We start from the raw sequence: 17,518 nt of genomic DNA, 5'->3' as shown, positions 1-17,518 counted from the left end.
CACAGCTCTCACTTTTCATTGACCGTCAGAGCCATTGCAGCGGCCCAGCAATTCCGACACTTCCCGGATGGTATAGGGCTCGTTCTTATTGCCCCAGTTCTGCTGCACGAAGTTCAGCAGGTTGGCAATCTGCGAGTCAGTCAGGTCAGTATGGCCGGGCATCACTTGGTTGTACTCCACGCCATTGACGACCACCGGCCCGCGCTGGCCCTTGCGCACCAGGCAGGGCAGACTAGCCCGGTTGCGCGTTACGTAGTCGGAGGCGGCTACGGGCGGAATCAGGCGGCGCAGGCCTTCGCCCTGCTCGCCGTGGCAGCTGGCGCAGTGCGTCTGGTAGAGCTTGGCGCCTTCGTTCTGGCGGTTGGAAAAACAGCCGCCTATGCTCAGAGCTGCCGCCAGTACCGCGGCCGCCTGCAGGCAAGTGCGCAGCCAGCGCATCAGTTGGCTGCGGTGGCCGCGGTTTGTTCTTCCTCTTTCAGTAGCACGGGCAGCTCGCGGATGAGGCGGTCTACCTCGGCTTTCACCATGCCATCGTAAAGGCCGCGCACATGGCCTTTGCTGTCAACCAACGCAAAGGTGCCGTTGTGGGCTACGCCGCCCGGGGCTTCCTTGTCGGGCTGGGCCGCGGTGAAGTAGGCATGTGCCAATCCAAAAATGGTGTCGCGCGGGGCCGTGGCGAAGTGCCACTGGCTGGCGTCTTTCACACCCAGCCGCTCGGCGTAGTCGCGCAGCACCGGAATAGAGTCGTGGTCCGGGTCGATGGTGTGGGAGAGAAAGGCCACGCGCGGGTTGCCTTTGTACTGCTCATACACCCGCAGCAGCTCACTCTGCATTTTGGGGCAGATGCTGGGGCAGGTGGCAAAAAAGAAATCCGTGACATACACCTTGCCGGCAAACGTAGCCTTGGTAACCGGCTGACCTTGCTGGTTGGTCAGGTGGAACGTCGGCACCACGGCAAACACCGTATCGGCCGGGCCACCATCGGCGCGGGGCTTCACTTCCCGCTCCCCAATGTAAGGTAGGGTAGCCGCTTTATCGGGGTTAGAATCGAGCGAGCAGGAAGCCAGCAGCAGGCCGGCCGACCAGGCCAGTGCGCTGCTGCGCAAAGCCTGGCGGAGGAGAAAACGCATCATAGAGAAGAAGGAGTAGCGGCCGCCGGGGCCGCGGGCAATAGCGCCTGCGCGGAGTCGAGGCTGCTGTTCATGAGAAGGCCCACGGAATCGATGCGCTGCTGCTGCCGGGCAAAGTAAGCCAGCTGCCGGGCCGGCGCTACCGTGTCGGCGGGCTTGCGGTACTGGTGCATCCAGCCCATCATGGCGCTTTCGGCGGCCAGCAGGGCGCGCCTACGGGCAGCCGCGCCCGCGGAGTCGGCGGCGGGTAGGGCCTGGAGCTGCTGGCGGCGGGAGTAGAGCTGGTCCATCCGCGCCATCAGGGAGTCGTGGGAGGCCAGCACGCGCTGCTCGGCGGCCGCTACCTGCTCGGCAGGGTTGGGCGAGGAAGTGCAGGCGGGGAGCAGACCGCTCAGGCCAATCAGGAGGGCAACAACAATCGAAAAAGTACGCACGCGGCAAAGGTACAGCACGATTGGCAACCATGCTCAACCATTGGCCGGGTTACCAGCTGGCATGCAGCTCGGCGTAGTGCCAGAGCCAGGAAGCCAGCGTCCAGGTGCCCCAGAGCAGGAGCCCAAAGCCCAGCAGCAATACAATGGCTACCACAACCATCAGCCCTTTGCCGCTGCCCTGGTAGCGGCCTTCCTGGTAGTGGCGGCGCAGCAGCTGCACGTTCCGGTCGTTGGCTTTATAGGCAAAATCAAAAATATTGCCCAGGATGGGAATGGAGCCAATGAGCGAATCCAGGACCACGTTGATAACCATGCGCATAATGAGGCTGCCGCTGGCTCCGTGGCGGAACATGGTCATGATGAGCACCCCGGAAATGGCCATCGACGGCAGGTTACCCACTACCGGAAGCAGGCCCATGATGGGGTCGAGGCCAAAGCGCCAGGTGGTGCCGGGCACGCGGAACTGACTGTCCATGAGCCGGGAAATGTGCGACACCCAGCGCAGGCGCTCATCCTGGTCGAAGGAAGTGGGAGAAGCCGGAGAAACAGAAGAGGAGGCCATACAGGGAGAGGTTATGCGCCTTCTAACGCAACTCCGCGGAAAATGATAAACCAACCTATTGCGCCGAGCGGCAGTTATAGCTTAATAGCCTACGCATTCTACTCACTTACCAACTTACTACGATGGAACAACGCACGCTGGGCCGGCAGGGCCTCACGGTATCGGCCCTGGGCCTGGGCTGCATGGGCATGTCGGACTTCTACGCCGGCCGCGACGATGCCGAAAGCACGCGCACCCTGCACCGCGCCCTGGAGCTGGGCATCACGTTTTTCGACACGGCCGACATGTATGGGCCCTTTACCAATGAGGAGCTGGTAGGCCGCGCCCTGCGCGAGCAGCGCCAGCAGGTGGTGCTGGCTACCAAATTTGGCATTCAGCGCGACCCTAATGATCCTACCCGGCGCGGTATCAGCGGGCGGCCGGAATACGTGCGCGAAGCCTGCGAAGGCAGCCTGCGCCGCCTTGGTACCGACTACATCGACCTGTACTACCAGCACCGCGTTGACCCCAATACGCCCATTGAAGAAACCGTGGGCGCCATGGCCGAGCTGGTGCAGGCGGGCAAAGTGCGCTACCTGGGTCTTTCCGAAGCCTCGGCCGAAACCATCCGGCGGGCCCACGCCGTGCACCCCATCACGGCCCTGCAAAGCGAATACTCCCTCTGGAGCCGCGACCCCGAAGACGGCGTGCTGCAAACCTGCCGCGAGCTGGGTATTGGGTTTGTGCCCTACTCGCCCCTGGGCCGGGGCTTCCTCACAGGGCACATTCAGCGGTTCGAAGATCTGGCCGCCGACGACTACCGCCGCTTCACGCCGCGCTTCCAGGGAGAGAATTTTCAGAAAAACCTGGACCTGGTAGCCCACATCCGTGAAATGGCCGAGCACAAGAGCTGCACGCCCGGGCAGCTGGCACTGGCCTGGGTACTGGCCCAAGGCACCGATTTAGCGCCCATCCCCGGGACCAAGCGCGTGAAGTATCTGGAAGAAAACGTAGGTGCCCTGGGCGTGTCACTCACCGCCGAAGAGCTGCAGCGGCTCGACGAACTCGCGCCTCAGGCAGCCGGCTTGCGCTACCCCGCCGAAATGATGAAATCGGTGAACGGGTAACTATTCCGGATTACGGCAGGAAAATCAACGTCATGCTGAGCTTGTCGAAGCATCTCTACCGCTTCCTTGGACCGTTCGATAGAGATGCTTCGACAAGCTCAGCATGACGTATTGCCGGAAACCGGCGCCTTATTTCCCCAGGGGCGGGAGCAGATCAATCCACCCATCTTCGCTTACCACGATGGCCAGGCAGGGGTAGCGGCTGGTTTCCACGTAACGCACGGCGGAGTTGAAGCGCGACCCGCGCGAGGAGTCACCTTTGGCCGTAGCCAGCCCGTCGAGGATGGCGCCAATGCCGAAGCAGGTACCCTGCGGGTCGATGAGCACGGCCCCGTCGATGTTGGTGACCAGGCGCACCATGGCCGGGGTAATGCGCGTGGGCGTGACGCGGTAGCACTGCGTAGCCAGGCGGCGAGCCTCTTGGGCGGCCCCATCCGAAATAAGCAGGATGGTGCCCGTCGGCTGGGAAGTAGCACTGAGCGCCAACGACCACAGGTACTCCACGCCTGCTGCATCCATGTCGGGCCAGTTGCGGCGGATGGCCCGCTCAAAGTTGCGCTCATCTACCCGGGAGCGGGGCAGGCGCGGCGTGTTCGACACGACGCGCATCATCACTTCCCCGGCGTGGCTGAGGTCCCAGCTGTAGTGCTTGGTGAAATGCACCATAAACAGGGGCTCATAGTTAGGGTCGTCGAGTGCTACGACCTCGCCCAGGCCAAACAGATTGGCCGCGTCGCTCATCAGGGCCACGTTTTCCTCGCTGAGCTCCAGGAGCTTGCGCATCGACCGATGGTCGCGCAGGGCAATGGGCGTTTCCAGCAGTAGCACGGGGCGCACGGCCGGGTGGTGGCGGCGCGAAAGAGCCATCAGGCCCACGCCCTCGTCGCCCTCGTGGCGCAGGGCCGCAATGCCGTTACAGGCGTCGTAAAGGCCGTGGTTGCCGTTGCCAACGGCCAGCATAAAGCGGCGGCCGGCGGCGCGCAGCAGCTCGTTGTAGTCGCGGTCGAGAATGGGGCGGTCCTCATCCAGGTCCGATTCGCGCAGGGCCCGCAGGCAGTCGTGCAGAAACTCCTGCACCGTGGCCTGCAGCAGGGAGCCGGCGCGGCCATTGGGGGCGGCCGGCAGGGCGTAGTGGCTGTGGTAAGCCTCGGCACTCATTTGCAGCACCACCAGAATCTGGTAGTTGCTCACGCTCACCGGCTGCGAGCAGAACGATACCCGTGCCTCGGTTGGGGAAGCCGCCTCCAAGTCGGCAATGGTGGCTTCGGTGGCCCGCCGCAGCAGGTTGTACCAGCGCATCTTTTCAAACCGGTCGTGGTCGGTAGGGTGCAGGTGGTACACCACTTCGCGCGGACCTTCGGGCTCCAGCTGGGATGCCCGGTTTTTCACTTCCTGAAACTGGGAAGGCCGGTAGCGGTGAGTAGGCGGCTCGATGACTACCGCGGCGGGCTCGTTGGGTTCCTTGGCGGAGGCCAAGCCTAGCAGGAATACCTCCGGGCGCAGGTTGCGGTCGAGCAGGTTAAAAATTCCTTCGGCAAAGAGTTGGGCGGAGACGCGGAAGAGGCTTTTCTGGGAATCCCACATGGGCAACAAGGAGCAGCCGCCGGGCGGCACTTAGGGGGCAGGTGGGTCGTGTACGCAGAAATGGGGGCAAAAGGTGGCCCCCGCTGCGTATTTGCCTTAACAAGTAGGGCCCCTGCCGGTTTGCAGTCTGCAAAGTAGTCATTGCTCGCCTTGCGGTTTTCTCAGCGTACTCCCGTATCTTAGAATACGAGCCAGCCCCCCTTGCCTTATGTTCGTCGATCTACTGCTAGCTATGCTGTTTTCGGTGGTAATTCTACCGCTGACGACGGGCTATTGCGCCTATAGCCACGGGCGGTCTTTCTGGCTGTGGTTTTTCCTGGGCTGCTTTCTCCCGATTGTCTCGTTTTTCGTGCTGTGTGCTTTGGTTTACCGCCAGCACGCCGACCCGGGCCAGCGCCTGGTAGAAGAAGCCAGGGCCATTCTGGCCGAAGCGGTGGAGAAGGAGTTAATGAAGAATGAGGAGTGAAAAAGGATTTGGGTAGTGGCGCGAAGCCATTCGTCCTGAACAAAGCCAGACGCTCTTCTACCAGAAAGCCCCTGACGCCACCACGGCCCGCAGGGGCTTTTACGTTGCAGTACCCTAAGGACTGCCCGGAATATTCGGCTCCACTCACCACCCCGCCTTCTCATTCTTCATTTCCAGGTACCTCCGTATGGCTTGGGCCGCCCAGGCGCCGGTGCTAAAGCAGCCCTGCAGCAGATACCCGCCGGTAGGCGCTTCCCAGTCCAGCATTTCGCCCGCTACGAAGGTGCCGGGCCGCTGGCGCAGCATCAGCCCTTCCGTTACCTCCGACCACGCCACGCCCCCCGCCGAGCTGATGGCCTCTTCGAGTGGGCGGAGTCCGGCTACGGGGATGGGCAGCTGGGTCAGCAGCCGGGCCAGAGTGTCAGGGGCGACCGGCAGCTCGGGCACCAGCTCCCTCAGCAGCGTGGACACCGGCGGCTTCAGGCGCAGGACCTCGGCCAGAAACTTCGGCCACGACTGACTTGCCCGCCGCTGCCGCAGCTTCTCCGCCAGCTGGGGCAGCGGCACATCGGGTTTGAGGTTGAGGTGTAGGTACGCCGGGGTGCCGGCAGCTAGGGCCGCGCGCAGCTGCGGGGTCAGGGCGTACACGGGCGTACCCTCCAGGCCGTAATCGGTGAGCAGGATTTCCCCGCGCACAAGGCGGCCCTGGCAGCTCAGGGCCACGTTCTTGAGCGGAGTCCTGCCTACTTTTTCCCGGAAGAAGGCCGACCAGGCCACCTCAGCCCCGCAGTTGCTGGGGGCAAACGGTACGCATTGCACGCCCAACTGCTCCAGCAGGGGCACCCAGCGGCCGTCGGAGCCAGTTTTAGACCAGCTCGCGCCGCCCAAAGCCAGCAGGGTAGCGGTGGGGTGCCACTCGGTTTCCTCGCCGGTCACTTCGTTCAGCAGGCGTAGCCCGGTTGCGCCGGCAAAGCCCAGCCAGCGGTGACGCGTGTGGAGCTGCACGCCCAGCTCGTGCAGGCGCCGCAGCCAAGCGCGCAGCAGGTCGGCGGGTTTGTGCTCGGGCCGCGGAAACACCCGCCCACTGGTACCTACGAAGGTGTCGATGCCCAGGTCCAGGGCCCAGGCACGCAGGTCGGTGGGGGAGAAGTGCGCCAGAAACCGGCGGAATTCGGCTGCGTGAGGCCCGTAGCGGTCCGCAAATGCTTCAGCTGGTTCGGCATTGGTCAGGTTGAAGCCCCCGTGCCCGGCAACCAGAAACTTGCGGCCCACGGTATTCTGCGCCTCAACAACGGCCACGCGCCGGCCCGCCTCGGCCAGGCGCTGAGCCGCCAGCAACGCCGCCGGGCCACCGCCAATAATGGCTATTTCGGGAAATGAAAACGCAGGCTGCACTCGGCAAAAGTACGCAGCCGCGCGGCAGTTGCGGATAAGTGAACAAGCAGATGGCCGCAGGAGGGAGCCGCAAAAAATCGACCATGCGCCGTTTTCCTGCGTATCCGAAGCTCCTCTTTGCTGACTTGCGTATGGGTCCTTACTCTATCCTGATCGGGCTGAGCCTGGCCATTATTCTCTCATATCTGTTTGATTTGGCGGCCCGTGCCACCCGCATTCCCTCCGTACTGATGCTGCTGGCCACGGGTATTGCCCTGCGCCAAACGGCCGATTACTTCGACGTGGCCGTACGCGTACCCCAACTCATGCTGGAGCTGTTCGGCATCATCGGGCTGATCATGATTGTGCTGGAAGGGGCCCTGGACCTGGAGCTGCGCCGCGAAAAGGCTCCGCTCATCCGGCGCTCCTTCGTGGCGGCCCTGCTGATTCTGGTGGTGCAGGCGGGGGCCATTGCCTGGCTGCTGCACCTGTACGTGGGGGCTTCGTTTCAAAGCTGCCTGATCAATGCCGTGCCGCTGGCCGTCATCAGCTCGGCCATTGCCATTCCCAGCGTGGCCAATCTGGGCGGCGAAAAGCAGGAGTTTATCGTGTACGAAAGCACGTTTTCCGACATCCTGGGCATTATGCTCTTCAACTTCGCAGTGCAGGACAACTTTGCCCAAGGTGTATCGGTGGTCACCTTTGCGCGCGACGTGGTGGCCGTGCTGGTGGTGGCCGTACTCAGCACCGCCGCGCTGGCGTTCCTGCTCGACCGGATCCGGCTGCACGTCAAGTTCTTCCTGATTATCGCCTTTCTGGTGCTCGTGTATTCGCTGTCCAAGAAGCTGCACCTGTCCTCGCTGATTGTGGTGCTGGTGTTTGGGCTGGTGGTCAACAACGCCAAGCTGTTTCTACAGGGGCCGCTGGCGCGCTGGTTCCGGCCCGAGCGCCTTAGTGAGGAGCTGCACCAGCTCAAGAGCATCACCGCCGAGTCGGCCTTCCTGATTCGCACGTTTTTCTTTTTGCTGTTCGGCTTTTCTATCACCATCGGCAACGTGCTCAACGGCGGCCTGCTGCTGCAAGGCCTGCTGATTGTGGCGGTCCTTACGCTCATCCGGTTTTTCTATCTGCGCTACGTGGCCCGCACCGACCTGGTGCCCGAGCTGTTTATTGCGCCCAAAGGCCTGATCAGCGTGCTGCTGTTCTACAGCATCCCGCGGGAGCACCTCATCGGCGAAATCAGCGAAAACATCCTGTTCGTCGTCATCCTGCTCACCGGCATCATGATGATGGTTGGCCTGATGCTGGCCCCGAAACAACCCCAGCTAGGCGAGTATTAGCAATGGGTTAATAGGTGAATGCTCAATTCGTGCGTCATCCACCGCTAGTCTGATTCCTTGAGGAGCTGGCGGCGGTAGGCCGCCAGGATGGCGGACTTGAGCAGGAAGCCGGCATAGCGGCCGTTTTCGACCACGGGCAGGGCCCAGGCGCCTACCTGCTCCATGCAGCGCAGCGTATCCAGCATCATGTCGTCGGGGTTGACGATGGCGGGGGGCTGGGTCATCAGGTCAGCCACAAGGGTGGTGGTGTAGTGGTCGTCGTCGAAGAGGGCGTCGCGCACGGTGTCCAGGCTCACGATGCCCAGCAGCTCCCCCTGCTCATTCACCACCGGAAACAGGTTGCGGGTAGCGTGGCGGAAAATGTCGACCAGCTCACCCAGGGTGTTTTCGGGCCGCACCGGCACAAAGTCGTTCTGAATCAGGTGGTGCAAATCCAGCTGGGAGAGCAGGCCCCGGTCGCGGTCCTGGTGCATGTAGATGCCTTGCTTGGCCAGCTTGCGGGTGTACACCGAATACGGCTCGAAGTATTTGGTCACCAGGTAGGAGCAGGACGTAACGGCCATCAGCGGCACAAACAGGGCATAGCCGCCCGTAATTTCGGCAATCAGGAAGATGGCCGTGAGCGGGGCGTGCACCACGCCGGCCAGCATGCCGGCCATGCCCAGCACAATGAAGTGCACTTCCGGTACCGGGGCCATGCCACTTAGGTTGATGACGCGCGCATACACAAACCCCGCCAGCGCCCCCACAAACAAGGACGAGCCGAACATGCCCCCGTTGCCGCCCGAGCCCACGGTGATGGTGGTAGCCACCACTTTCAGCAGCATACTGCCAATGGCTACCAGCAGCACCAGCAGCACGCTGTCGTCGCGGTACACGGCAAACAAAGAGCCATCCACCAGCCGCTCCGACTGCCCGCTGAGCAGCAGCTGCACGATGTTGTACCCTTCACCGTAGAGGGGTGGAAAGATGAACACCAGCAGCCCCAGCGCTACGCCGCCCACCACAATCTTGCGAAAGGGGTTAGGCCACCGCTCATACAGGCGCTCCGCCAGGAAGTATACGCGAATCATGTATACCGACAGCAGGGCCGTGAACAAGGCCAGCATGAGGTAGAACGGTATAGCTTCTACGGGCCAGGCCGTGGTGATGAGCACGAAGGGCTGCCCGGCGTACAGCAGCTTGGATACCACCGTAGCCGTGGCCGAAGAAATAAGCAGGGGAATGAAAAACGGGGCCGACAGCTCGGAAAGAATGGCCTCTACCGCGAACAGCACGCCTGCAATGGGCGAGTTGAAGATGGCCGCCACGCCCGCCGCCGCCCCGCAGCCCACCAGCAGGCGCCGCTCCCGCCGCCCCACCCGCAGGATGCGGCCCACGTTGGAGCCAATGGCCGAGCCCGTCACGGAAATAGGGGCCTCCAGACCTGCTGACCCCCCAAAAGTGACGGTCAGAAATGAGGTAACCATCTGCGAGTACAGCTTGCTGCGTGGCACAATACTGCCCTGGCGGGCAATGTTGTACACAATAGGCCCGACGCCGCGGCTGAGCTTGCCCCCCAGCACGTAGCGCGTAAACAGCACCGACAGGGAAATGCCAATGATGGGGTAGAGCGACAGGGCAAACACCCGGTACTGCTCGGGCACCCAGGCAAAAATCAGCTCCTGGCTGATGTGCACGGAGTTCTTGAGCAGTACGGCCGCCAAGCCCGCCAGCAGCCCCACCACAATGCTGAGCACAATCAGGTACACCCGGTCGTTGACGTGGCGCAGCCGCCACAGCAACAAGGGGCCCAGCAGCCGGTGGATAACGTTTTTGGGCATAGTAACGGGAAAAGCCAGCAGTGGGTGGGCGCTGCCGGCAGCAAGGTAGGAACGGGTACTCAGGCGGCACAGCCACGGAAACAGGGCCGCGGAAAAGTCCACACTCTGCCTCGGAGCTGGCCGCGCATCTGCACTAACGGGTAAGATGGGAAAGTTGGGCTGCTTTCCACAGAAAAAAGTGGAATTACTGCACTGTTGCCGGGTGGGGGTAGCCCTGCTCGGCCAGCAATTCCCGGATTCCCTGCATCAGCTCACTTTTCAGGCGCTGGGTGCCGCGTCGGTAATCTTCGGAGTACGTCCAGAAGTACACGTGCAGGGTGGCAACGTTGCCCTCGGTTTTTTCCAGAATCAGGTAGGGGGTGTGGGGTTCTTCATTTTCCACATCCCGGTACTGGCGCACAAAGTCCAGCACAAGCTGCTGCACCCGGCCCGGTCCTTTATCCTGCTCAATGTCAATGGCTACCAGAAAATCCTGCCGAATATGCCCGTCGCGGGTGTAGTTGATGAGCGGCTCGCGCAGCACCAGGGCATTGGGCAGGTAGATGTGCTTGCCGTCGAAGGTCTTGATGAGGGTGGTGCGCAGGTTGAGGGCCTCCACGCGGCCCATCAGGGCTTGGTTGTCGCGAATCTGAATGGTGTCGTGGATGCGGAAGGGACGGTTGAAGGCCAGCACCACGCCGGCCAGGAAGTTCTCAGCAATGTCCTTGAGGGCAAAGCCCACCACAAACGCCGTAAGCCCCGCTGCGCCCAGCACGCCCGTCACCACGCCGGCTGCGCCTATCACCTGCATGGCCAGCAGCAGCCCCAGGCCAATAAACGCCCACTTGCTCAGCCGGGTCAGAAACTCGGCCAGGAGCGGGTCGTGGGAGCGGGCCTGCAGGCGCCCGCCCAGCAGGCGGCTCAGCCGCCCGGCCACAAACACAGCAATAACCAGCAACACCAGGGCTACGGCCAGCTTGGGCAGCAAAAACAGAAAGTGGGCCCAGTAGGTCGTGAGCACCTCGTAGAGGTCGTGAAGCAGCATAGCAGAAGTACAAAGGAGATAAAGCTTAGATGCCCCGGCCACCCATTGGCGCCGAGGCAGACGAGCCGTTGTACGGCAGGAGCTTTGTTCTAGGTTCAGCGAGGAGCCAGGCTCATTCCTGGGCGGGTTGGTTCATCCAGCGCCAGAAAATAAGCCCACCCACGGTGTAGGCGACTACGTCGAGGGGGTCGGCAATAACTTTGGGATTGAAATGGGGCAGCAGCAGTTCAAACCAAACGGCAATGACTACCCAAGTGCTGATAATCCAGGCTCCGGGCAGCACGAAGCTTGGGCAGCGAAAGTAGTAGCGCCGCATCACCCACAGCAGAAGGGTAAGCTCCAGGGGCAGCGTTAACAGGTCGCCCAGGTGGGAGTTGATAAAGGCGGGCAGCGGCGGCCACGGCGCCCAGTAGCGGTTGACGCTGGAAAAGAGGTAAAGCACGGCACCCACCAGAAACAGCGGGTGCCGTAGTTCCTGCGGAAGTCTTAACCAGCCAATGCCGTTACCACCCATATGATGAAAGCAAGCAGGCCGGCAAATGCTAATTGGCCGCCCCGGATGATGTATTTAAAGAACCGAACGAAGGCGCTGTCTTCGGGTTTTATCTCAATGAGCATCACCGAGGACATTTTCGCATTAACCAGCTCTTCCCGCTGCTGCTCGTTGCGCCGCAGTTGCGGGTCCAGCAGCTGCCCGCACCGCTCACACCGGTCGTCGCTTTGCTGTTGCCAAGCCGACCAGTGACTACAGTGCGGGCATTTTTTGGAGGAAGAAAGCAAGGAGGTATCCATGGCTCAAAAGTACGCCGCAATTACCGGCTCCCCGGGCTTATCGTCTTACATAATGATGTGAGCCGCCGCTGCCTAGGCAGTTATTCTTCCATGATGTCCTCGTTCCAGAGGGCGGGCTCGGCGGCAATGAATTCCTCCATCATCTGCACGCACTCGGGCAAATCCAGGTCTACTACTTCCACGCCGTGGCTTTCCATGAACTCGCGGGCGCCGTCGAAGGTGCGCGACTCGCCCACCACTACTTTCGGAATCTTGAACTGCACGATGGTGCCGGCGCACATAAAGCAAGGCATCAGGGTGCTGTAGATGACGGTGTTGCGGTAGCCCTCGGCCTGGCGGCCAGCGTTGTTTAGGCAGTCCATTTCGCCGTGCAGAATGGGGTTCAGCTCCTGCACGCGCTTGTTGTGGCCCCGGGCCACCAGTTTACCGTCGCGCACCAGCACCGAGCCAATAGGGATGCCGCCCTGGGACCGGCCCAGCCGGGCTTCGTCGATGGCAGCTTGCATGAATTCGTCCATGAGAAAAGGGAATTTGAAGGTTAGACAGAAGTTCGCCAATGATGACGAATTAAAAGGAAAAGCGGCACGGCAAAGGTGCTGGTGAAGGCAAGGCCCAACACGAAATCCTCCCAGCCTTTGCCGTGTGGGTTCAGCACGATTTCGAGGGCTAAGAGCAAAAGTAGCAGCCCTAGCTGCACCCCAGCAGTTATGAACAGATAATGCTGGATGCTAAAAGGCTCAGACCGCTGGGCAGAACGAATGAGCAGCAGGTAGATACCCTTAAACAATAGCAGAAAAACGCTGTCGAAAAACAGTACAGCTAAAGGAATGGTGATTCCGGCAAACATAGCAGCAGGTTACCGGGCGCAAATTCCCTTGTAGGGGCACCACTGGCACACGTCCAGGTCGTCGGTCTTGCGGATATGCTCCTTGGGGTCCAGCATGCGGTCTACCAGGCGGCGCATGGCCTCGTTGCTGGACTGTTCGAAGGATAGCTCATCAGTGGTGAGAAAGGAAAGGTCGGCTTCCAGTGGGGTGGGGTCGGGGCTGCGCAGGGGCACAATGGCGGCCTGGGCGGCGGGGTAGCCCAGCTGGGCCAGCATGAGGCGGTAAAGCCAGAGCTGCCGCACTTTCTCGGCGCCGCCCCCGGCCTCGGTTACCAGCCGCTCCAGGGCTTCCTGGGGCGTGTACTTTTTGCGGGCGCTGCCCAGCAGGTTGAGGCCTCCGCCGTGCACTGCCCCGGTTTTGTAGTCGATGATGCGGCGCTGGCCGTTGGGCAGCTCGTCTACCCGGTCGGCGTACCCTACCAGGCGCACGGCTACCTGCTCCCCGGCACTGGTTTCGACGAACACTGTCCCGAAAAGCTGCTGCTCCAGGCCCACCACCCGCAGGGGGCCTTCCTCGGCAATCTGCTGGGCCAGGGAGTCGAGGTAGCGGTCTACTAGGTGCACGCCCACGCCGCGCAGCACGTGGTTGAGGCCTTCGTCGGGCAGCTGCTGGCGCGGGGCCGCGGCTTCCTCTCCATCTTCTAGGGCCAGCCCACGCTCCAGCAGCTCGGCAACCTGGGGCTTCCAGCTGGCAATGTCTTCCGCCGTTATCGGCTTGCTTTCCGCCACGAAAGGCGTCATCAGGTGCTCCAGCACGAAGTGCACGGCCGTACCAAACACGTCGGCGCCCAGGTCCTCGGCTACGCCTTCCTGCTCCTGAAACTTGGCAATGCGCGAGAAGTAAAACCGCAACGAGCAGGTCAGAAACTCATTGAGGGCAGAGGCCGATAAGCCCCGCTCCAGCAGCCCGCGGATGGCCCCGCGCATCTCGTAGTCCTTTTCCAGCACCAGGTCGCCCTCGTACTTCTGGTTGCCTTCCGAGCCCCGCGCAATTTCGCCGCCCACCTGCTGCCCGCTGGGTAGCACCGTGGCGGAAGCTGTCAGATCAAGCAACTCCAGGCCGGGATTCTGAGCAGCTAAGTCGTGCTCAATCTGGAGCAGAAAACGGCTTCTTTCCCCGGCTTGCACGCCCTCGGCTCCGGGCAGAATGTACACCAAATCAACCCGCTGGGCCCGCTGGAGCAGGCGCCAGAACTGGTGACTGGTAGCGGCCTCGTGCTCGGCGTAGGTGGGCATGCCGTACTTGGTGAGCACGTCGTAAGGAAACAGGGAGGTGTTGCGCTTGGGTGCGGGCAAAATCTGCTCGTTGCAGCTCAGGATGATGATGTGGTCAAAGTCGAGGGCGCGGGTTTCGAGCAGGCCCATCACCTGCACCTGGGCAATCGGCTCCCCGGCGAAAGGCAGGCGGGTGCGCGTCATCTGCTCGTACAAGAACCGCCGGAAGGAGCGCACTGAAGGGCGTTGGGTGCGGCAGTCGAAGGCCGAATCGAGCTGGCGCACCAGGGTGTAGAACAGGTAGAGGTACTCGGCTTCGATGGCCGTGTGCTCCTGCTGGTACACGTCGCGCAGCAGCTCAATTACCTCGTAGCAGGCTTGCACCACGTCGTCGCAGTTGCGCCAGGGGCGGAACAGGGCTTCTACCAGCGGGTGGTGGCGGCCCAGCTCGCGCAGCTCGGCTTCGGTGAGCAGTACGGCGTTGCGCTTCACAATTTGCCGGCAGATGTCGTCGAGCACGCCGTGAAAAGCTGCCTGCTCGGGCTGGGTGTCGAGCCAGTTTTCGTAGCGGCGCAGGAAGGGGTGAGCCAGCAGCTTCGTGACGGTGAGGTGGTGGTAGCGCCGGATGCCGTAGTCGGAGCTGGTTTCGCCCTCCCGGATGCCGGTCAGGTGCACCTCAAACAGCAAATCAATCAGGTTGAACAAGGGCGTGCTGCGGAAGCTCAAACCCATCGTCACGTTGAACTGGGGCACCTGCTCGGGCGGCAGGCCGTGCAGCACCGGCAAGAGCAGGGTTTCGTCGGGCAGCACCACGGCCACCGAGGCCCGGGGCGCAGTTTGCAGGCCTTCCATCACCAGCTGCCCGGCTACTTTGCCCTGCATGGAGTTGTTGGCTACCCCAATAAACCGCACGCGGCGGGGCAGAGTGCGCAGCAGCTCCTCGGCGCCCATATCCCCGAACCCAAACGCCGTGGGCGGCAAGTCGAGGGAGTCGGCCAGCTGGCGGAAGGGCTGCCCGGCGCGGTTGGGCGAGTCGCCGTCGAGGTAAAACCGGTCGGTGTCGAAGCGTACTTCGGCCTTGCGCTCCTTTAGCAACAGCTTGAGCAGGCGGCGCTCCGCCTTCGACAGCACGCCCAAACCCAGGAAGACGTGCTGGGGCACCTGCTCGGGGGTGGCCTGCAGGAGCTTCTGCAGGGCATCCACGGCCAGGCGGTAGGCCAGGCCGGGGTAGGCGAGATGCTGCTCTTTCAAGCGGCGGCGCAGGCGGCGGTACACTTTCTCCAGGTCGTCCCAGAAGCGAAACCAGGCGGCCGTAGCCGAGGCCGGGGCCGGCGAGTCGCTGAGGTCCCAGCGTTCCAGGGCTTTGGCTTCGGACAGGTACTCAAACAGGTTGCTGGCGTCGGCCAGGTTCTGGTCAAGGGCTGAGAAGTCGTCGAGGAGCAGGCGCGACCAGCCCGTAAACAGGTCAAAATCCAGCTTGGGGTCAATTTCCCGCAGAATGTCGAACAGCAGCAGCTGCAGGGCAATGGGCTCTTCCACCTGCACGCCGGCCAGCTCCACCATGTAGTCTTCCATGGCCGCCACGCGCGGGCTCCACAGCGCCTCGCCCTTGGGTGCGGCCAGGGCCAGCTCGTTTTTCAGGTACACCACGGCCCGGCGCGTAGGCACCACCACCACCAGATCCGACAGCTCTGCGCCCGAAAAGCGGCTCAGCAAATCCTGGGCGGCCTGGCGCAGAAAGGGTTGCAGGGCAGCGGTAGGGTCAGCGGGTAGGGCAGCGGGGGCGGGGCGGGGCGTCATACTGAGTAAAGATACGGCGGCCGTTACAGTGCAACCAGCAATTCACGGCTTTTAGCACGCGGCGTCTTACCTTTCGCTATGCATACCTTTGTCATTGCTTCGCTACTGGCCGCTAGTTTTCTGGCGGCGTGCTCGTCGTCACCGAATGAGCCAACCAAAGCCTTGAACCCGCCGCAGCCGTCGGCCCCCACGACGCTGGAGGACGCTCCTCCAAAGGCTGAACCGACGGAGCCGACTCCGACGACGGCAGCCGTCGAGGAAATAGCCGACGTGCCTGCGCCTGACTCGACAAGTGAATATGCTACCCGGTATGTGGTAGTGGCGGATACCAGCCTGCACTATTACCCGCTCCGGGCCAGCATGACCGCCATTCAAAAAGCGACCCGCCTGCCTATTGATACGTTGGGGAGAATATACGATGCCCGTAAGAACCTGATAAAGGTGCCGGAAGACGACGAAGATGAAATGTACGCGGGGGAATATTACCCGCGCCGAGACCCTTCCGCCAGCTTAAGCATCGAATACACCACGCTTTATCGGAGCGCAAGCGCAAAAAGCATGGCGCTGGTAACAGGCATCTACGAAGACCCCGCCCGAGCCGACAGCGCCTTGGTGGCACTGCACAGCGTCGTGCCCAAGGCATTTCTGATCAAAACCCAGCTGTATATAGGGTGTATGCATTAAACGGTTTGATTTGTAGAGGCTTTGTTATTAATTGTTTATGCCTATCCATGTTACACTTCAGGAGCAGCCCGCCGAGCCCGAAAATCAGCTTAAGCTAGGGGTATGGAAGGCAGGAGTAATGTTACTGCTACCTATGTGGCTGCTGTATCTGCTGGGCCTTGTGCTGGTTTTCGGCTTTCAACACCTGTGGGATAAGCTGCGCGGCACCGCGCCGAAGCCTGTTCTACAACCAGAGTTGCCTAGCGAACCGGCAGTCGTCTGGCAGAACGAGCAGCTAACTGTTCTGATGCAGGAAATAGACTTAGATGATGGCTTTTATCAGCAGCACGAAACCTTGCTGGATGGTTGGTTATACGAGATATCATACGAAGAGAATTTTACCCGGCAGCTCTTTACCCAGCCGCCTATAGCCGGTCTGCATGAGGTGGCCGTATCGGAGTTTGTGCATCCCTGGGCCGATGGAGTGTTGCTCCAGCTGCTGGAAGCCGCGCCCGGCGCCGAAGCGGGCGTAACGTCCTGGCTGATTTACGTGGATGGCCATACACTTACTTGGCAGAAGCTGCGGGAAATAGGCCTGTACGCGCTGCGCGAAGCCCAACCGCCGCTGCCAGATCAGGTGAAGGGTTTTCGAATCAACGGCGACGAGCTGACTGTGCAGCTGACGGGGGCATAGCCAAATCCTATACCTCCCTTCTCAGCCGGTGCGCCGTACCGAAGACGTACCCATTTTCATTCGAAACGTCCGCTGCCATGAACCCGACGCGACTCAGCCGCGAACTGCGCACCGCCCAAACTCCTGACCTCAAGCGCCGCCGCTGGATTATCGGCCTTTCCCTGCTGGGGGCCGCCATGGGCCAGATCGTGACCTTGTACCAGACCGGCATCATCCGCCACCTGCCCGACCCGCCCATCGGCCCGTTCGATTCCGATAAGGTGGACGCCTCCGACTACGGTTACAAGCGCCTTGACACGCCCGATGCGGCCGGCATGCTCATCACCTACGCCTTCACTACGGCCCTGGCCTCAGCCGGCGGCAAAGACCGCGCCCTGCTCAAGCCCTGGGTGCCCCTGGCTATGGGCGGCAAAATCCTGAGCGACGTCCTCACGAACCTGACGCTGGCCCGCGAAGAATGGCAGGAAAACAAGGCCCTGTGCTTCTACTGCCAGATGGCCAACGTGCTGTCGGTAGCCTCGCTGGCCCTGGCCGTGCCCGAAGTAGTGCGCGCCGCTAAACAGGCCTTTGGTAGCGGCCCCAACCGGCTAGCGCAGGTGTAAGGTTTTGCGCATCTTGTGGCCCC

General features: G+C 61.9%; 19 protein-coding genes. 6 read left to right on the top strand and 13 right to left on the bottom strand.

The genetic code is table 11. The annotated features are described in order from the left end of the window. Positions 1 to 15 precede the first annotated feature (15 nt). From HER32_RS02075 to HER32_RS02060, 4 genes are read right to left on the bottom strand one after another with little or no spacing between them, the layout of a single operon-like run. A complete protein-coding gene (locus HER32_RS02075; RefSeq protein ID WP_168680146.1) occupies positions 16 to 438 on the bottom strand; it encodes a c-type cytochrome in 423 nt (140 codons plus the stop codon). Continuing rightward, positions 438 to 1,133, bottom strand: a complete 696-nt coding sequence (locus HER32_RS02070) for an SCO family protein (protein ID WP_232066339.1) — start codon at positions 1,131 to 1,133, stop codon at positions 438 to 440. The genes HER32_RS02075 and HER32_RS02070 overlap by 1 nt, the downstream gene beginning before the upstream one ends. Further along, positions 1,130 to 1,564, bottom strand: coding sequence for a hypothetical protein (locus tag HER32_RS02065; RefSeq protein WP_149069312.1), 435 nt, complete (start codon positions 1,562 to 1,564; stop codon positions 1,130 to 1,132). The genes HER32_RS02070 and HER32_RS02065 overlap by 4 nt, the downstream gene beginning before the upstream one ends. Positions 1,565 to 1,613: 49 nt before the next feature. Continuing rightward, complete coding sequence (locus tag HER32_RS02060) at positions 1,614 to 2,126, bottom strand: DUF4112 domain-containing protein (protein WP_168680144.1); 513 nt, start codon at positions 2,124 to 2,126, stop codon at positions 1,614 to 1,616. A 122-nt stretch (positions 2,127 to 2,248) separates the two neighbouring features. Between HER32_RS02060 and HER32_RS02055 the strand changes: the two genes are divergently transcribed. Then, positions 2,249 to 3,232, top strand: a complete 984-nt coding sequence (locus tag HER32_RS02055) for an aldo/keto reductase (protein WP_168680142.1) — start codon at positions 2,249 to 2,251, stop codon at positions 3,230 to 3,232. 129 nt (positions 3,233 to 3,361) lie between these two features. Here HER32_RS02055 and HER32_RS02050 read toward each other — a convergent pair whose 3' ends face one another. Then, the gene (locus HER32_RS02050) at positions 3,362 to 4,816 is read right to left on the bottom strand and encodes a diadenylate cyclase (protein WP_149069315.1); all 1,455 of its coding nucleotides are present in this window, start codon (positions 4,814 to 4,816) and stop codon (positions 3,362 to 3,364) included. Positions 4,817 to 5,024: 208 nt separating this feature from the next. Between HER32_RS02050 and HER32_RS02045 the strand changes: the two genes are divergently transcribed. Beyond that, positions 5,025 to 5,282: a hypothetical protein gene (locus HER32_RS02045; RefSeq protein ID WP_149069316.1), complete on the top strand. Its 258-nt coding sequence runs from the start codon at positions 5,025 to 5,027 to the stop codon at positions 5,280 to 5,282. 144 nt (positions 5,283 to 5,426) lie between these two features. Here HER32_RS02045 and HER32_RS02040 read toward each other — a convergent pair whose 3' ends face one another. Beyond that, positions 5,427 to 6,677: an NAD(P)/FAD-dependent oxidoreductase gene (locus HER32_RS02040; RefSeq protein ID WP_197748859.1), complete on the bottom strand. Its 1,251-nt coding sequence runs from the start codon at positions 6,675 to 6,677 to the stop codon at positions 5,427 to 5,429. A 131-nt stretch (positions 6,678 to 6,808) separates the two neighbouring features. On the opposite strand from HER32_RS02040, the gene HER32_RS02035 reads away from it, so the two are divergent. Further along, positions 6,809 to 7,996, top strand: a complete 1,188-nt coding sequence (locus tag HER32_RS02035) for a cation:proton antiporter (protein ID WP_168680140.1) — start codon at positions 6,809 to 6,811, stop codon at positions 7,994 to 7,996. 44 nt (positions 7,997 to 8,040) lie between these two features. Here HER32_RS02035 and HER32_RS02030 read toward each other — a convergent pair whose 3' ends face one another. The 7 genes from HER32_RS02030 to HER32_RS02000 all read right to left on the bottom strand — a co-directional run bounded on the left by HER32_RS02030 (position 8,041) and on the right by HER32_RS02000 (position 15,536). After that, entirely contained in the window at positions 8,041 to 9,819 is a 1,779-nt protein-coding gene (locus tag HER32_RS02030; protein WP_168680138.1) for a chloride channel protein, read from the bottom strand. Between the two features lie 184 nt (positions 9,820 to 10,003). After that, positions 10,004 to 10,843: a mechanosensitive ion channel family protein gene (locus tag HER32_RS02025; protein ID WP_232066338.1), complete on the bottom strand. Its 840-nt coding sequence runs from the start codon at positions 10,841 to 10,843 to the stop codon at positions 10,004 to 10,006. Positions 10,844 to 10,955: 112 nt separating this feature from the next. Continuing rightward, a complete protein-coding gene (locus tag HER32_RS02020; RefSeq protein ID WP_168680136.1) occupies positions 10,956 to 11,357 on the bottom strand; it encodes a hypothetical protein in 402 nt (133 codons plus the stop codon). Next, on the bottom strand, positions 11,330 to 11,635 hold the full coding sequence (locus tag HER32_RS02015; RefSeq protein WP_149069320.1) for a hypothetical protein: 306 nt from the start codon (positions 11,633 to 11,635) through the stop codon (positions 11,330 to 11,332). The genes HER32_RS02020 and HER32_RS02015 overlap by 28 nt, the downstream gene beginning before the upstream one ends. Before the next feature lie 80 nt (positions 11,636 to 11,715). Next, the gene (locus tag HER32_RS02010; RefSeq protein WP_149069321.1) at positions 11,716 to 12,153 is read right to left on the bottom strand and encodes a nucleoside deaminase; all 438 of its coding nucleotides are present in this window, start codon (positions 12,151 to 12,153) and stop codon (positions 11,716 to 11,718) included. Positions 12,154 to 12,173: 20 nt separating this feature from the next. Continuing rightward, complete coding sequence (locus tag HER32_RS02005; protein ID WP_168680134.1) at positions 12,174 to 12,482, bottom strand: hypothetical protein; 309 nt, start codon at positions 12,480 to 12,482, stop codon at positions 12,174 to 12,176. A 9-nt stretch (positions 12,483 to 12,491) separates the two neighbouring features. Beyond that, complete coding sequence (locus HER32_RS02000; protein WP_168680132.1) at positions 12,492 to 15,536, bottom strand: PD-(D/E)XK nuclease family protein; 3,045 nt, start codon at positions 15,534 to 15,536, stop codon at positions 12,492 to 12,494. Between the two features lie 78 nt (positions 15,537 to 15,614). Between HER32_RS02000 and HER32_RS01995 the strand changes: the two genes are divergently transcribed. The 3 genes from HER32_RS01995 to HER32_RS01985 all read left to right on the top strand — a co-directional run bounded on the left by HER32_RS01995 (position 15,615) and on the right by HER32_RS01985 (position 17,495). Next, positions 15,615 to 16,220: a hypothetical protein gene (locus HER32_RS01995; protein WP_168680131.1), complete on the top strand. Its 606-nt coding sequence runs from the start codon at positions 15,615 to 15,617 to the stop codon at positions 16,218 to 16,220. A gap of 133 nt (positions 16,221 to 16,353) precedes the next feature. After that, a complete protein-coding gene (locus HER32_RS01990; protein ID WP_168680130.1) occupies positions 16,354 to 16,893 on the top strand; it encodes a hypothetical protein in 540 nt (179 codons plus the stop codon). A gap of 77 nt (positions 16,894 to 16,970) precedes the next feature. Continuing rightward, positions 16,971 to 17,495: a vitamin K epoxide reductase family protein gene (locus HER32_RS01985; RefSeq protein WP_168680129.1), complete on the top strand. Its 525-nt coding sequence runs from the start codon at positions 16,971 to 16,973 to the stop codon at positions 17,493 to 17,495. Positions 17,496 to 17,518: the final 23 nt, after the last annotated feature.

Source organism: Hymenobacter sp. BT18 (assembly GCF_012273015.1).
In the GTDB taxonomy this organism is placed as follows: domain Bacteria; phylum Bacteroidota; class Bacteroidia; order Cytophagales; family Hymenobacteraceae; genus Hymenobacter; species Hymenobacter lutimineralis.
The sequence above is the reverse complement of the archived record's forward strand: the minus strand, read 5'-3'. Positions and strand labels throughout refer to the sequence as shown.

Coding starts and splice junctions, on each gene's coding strand:
- HER32_RS02010 (WP_149069321.1), bottom strand. CDS start 12,153: ATGGACGAATTCATGCAAGCTGCCATCGACGAAGCCCGGCTGGGCCGG.
- HER32_RS02070 (WP_232066339.1), bottom strand. CDS start 1,133: ATGATGCGTTTTCTCCTCCGCCAGGCTTTGCGCAGCAGCGCACTGGCC.
- HER32_RS02075 (WP_168680146.1), bottom strand. CDS start 438: ATGCGCTGGCTGCGCACTTGCCTGCAGGCGGCCGCGGTACTGGCGGCA.
- HER32_RS01990 (WP_168680130.1), top strand. CDS start 16,354: ATGTGGCTGCTGTATCTGCTGGGCCTTGTGCTGGTTTTCGGCTTTCAA.
- HER32_RS02055 (WP_168680142.1), top strand. CDS start 2,249: ATGGAACAACGCACGCTGGGCCGGCAGGGCCTCACGGTATCGGCCCTG.
- HER32_RS02005 (WP_168680134.1), bottom strand. CDS start 12,482: ATGTTTGCCGGAATCACCATTCCTTTAGCTGTACTGTTTTTCGACAGC.
- HER32_RS02000 (WP_168680132.1), bottom strand. CDS start 15,536: ATGACGCCCCGCCCCGCCCCCGCTGCCCTACCCGCTGACCCTACCGCT.
- HER32_RS02060 (WP_168680144.1), bottom strand. CDS start 2,126: ATGGCCTCCTCTTCTGTTTCTCCGGCTTCTCCCACTTCCTTCGACCAG.
- HER32_RS02025 (WP_232066338.1), bottom strand. CDS start 10,843: ATGCTGCTTCACGACCTCTACGAGGTGCTCACGACCTACTGGGCCCAC.
- HER32_RS02015 (WP_149069320.1), bottom strand. CDS start 11,635: ATGGATACCTCCTTGCTTTCTTCCTCCAAAAAATGCCCGCACTGTAGT.
- HER32_RS02020 (WP_168680136.1), bottom strand. CDS start 11,357: ATGGGTGGTAACGGCATTGGCTGGTTAAGACTTCCGCAGGAACTACGG.
- HER32_RS01985 (WP_168680129.1), top strand. CDS start 16,971: ATGAACCCGACGCGACTCAGCCGCGAACTGCGCACCGCCCAAACTCCT.
- HER32_RS01995 (WP_168680131.1), top strand. CDS start 15,615: ATGCATACCTTTGTCATTGCTTCGCTACTGGCCGCTAGTTTTCTGGCG.
- HER32_RS02030 (WP_168680138.1), bottom strand. CDS start 9,819: ATGCCCAAAAACGTTATCCACCGGCTGCTGGGCCCCTTGTTGCTGTGG.
- HER32_RS02050 (WP_149069315.1), bottom strand. CDS start 4,816: ATGTGGGATTCCCAGAAAAGCCTCTTCCGCGTCTCCGCCCAACTCTTT.
- HER32_RS02045 (WP_149069316.1), top strand. CDS start 5,025: ATGTTCGTCGATCTACTGCTAGCTATGCTGTTTTCGGTGGTAATTCTA.
- HER32_RS02035 (WP_168680140.1), top strand. CDS start 6,809: ATGGGTCCTTACTCTATCCTGATCGGGCTGAGCCTGGCCATTATTCTC.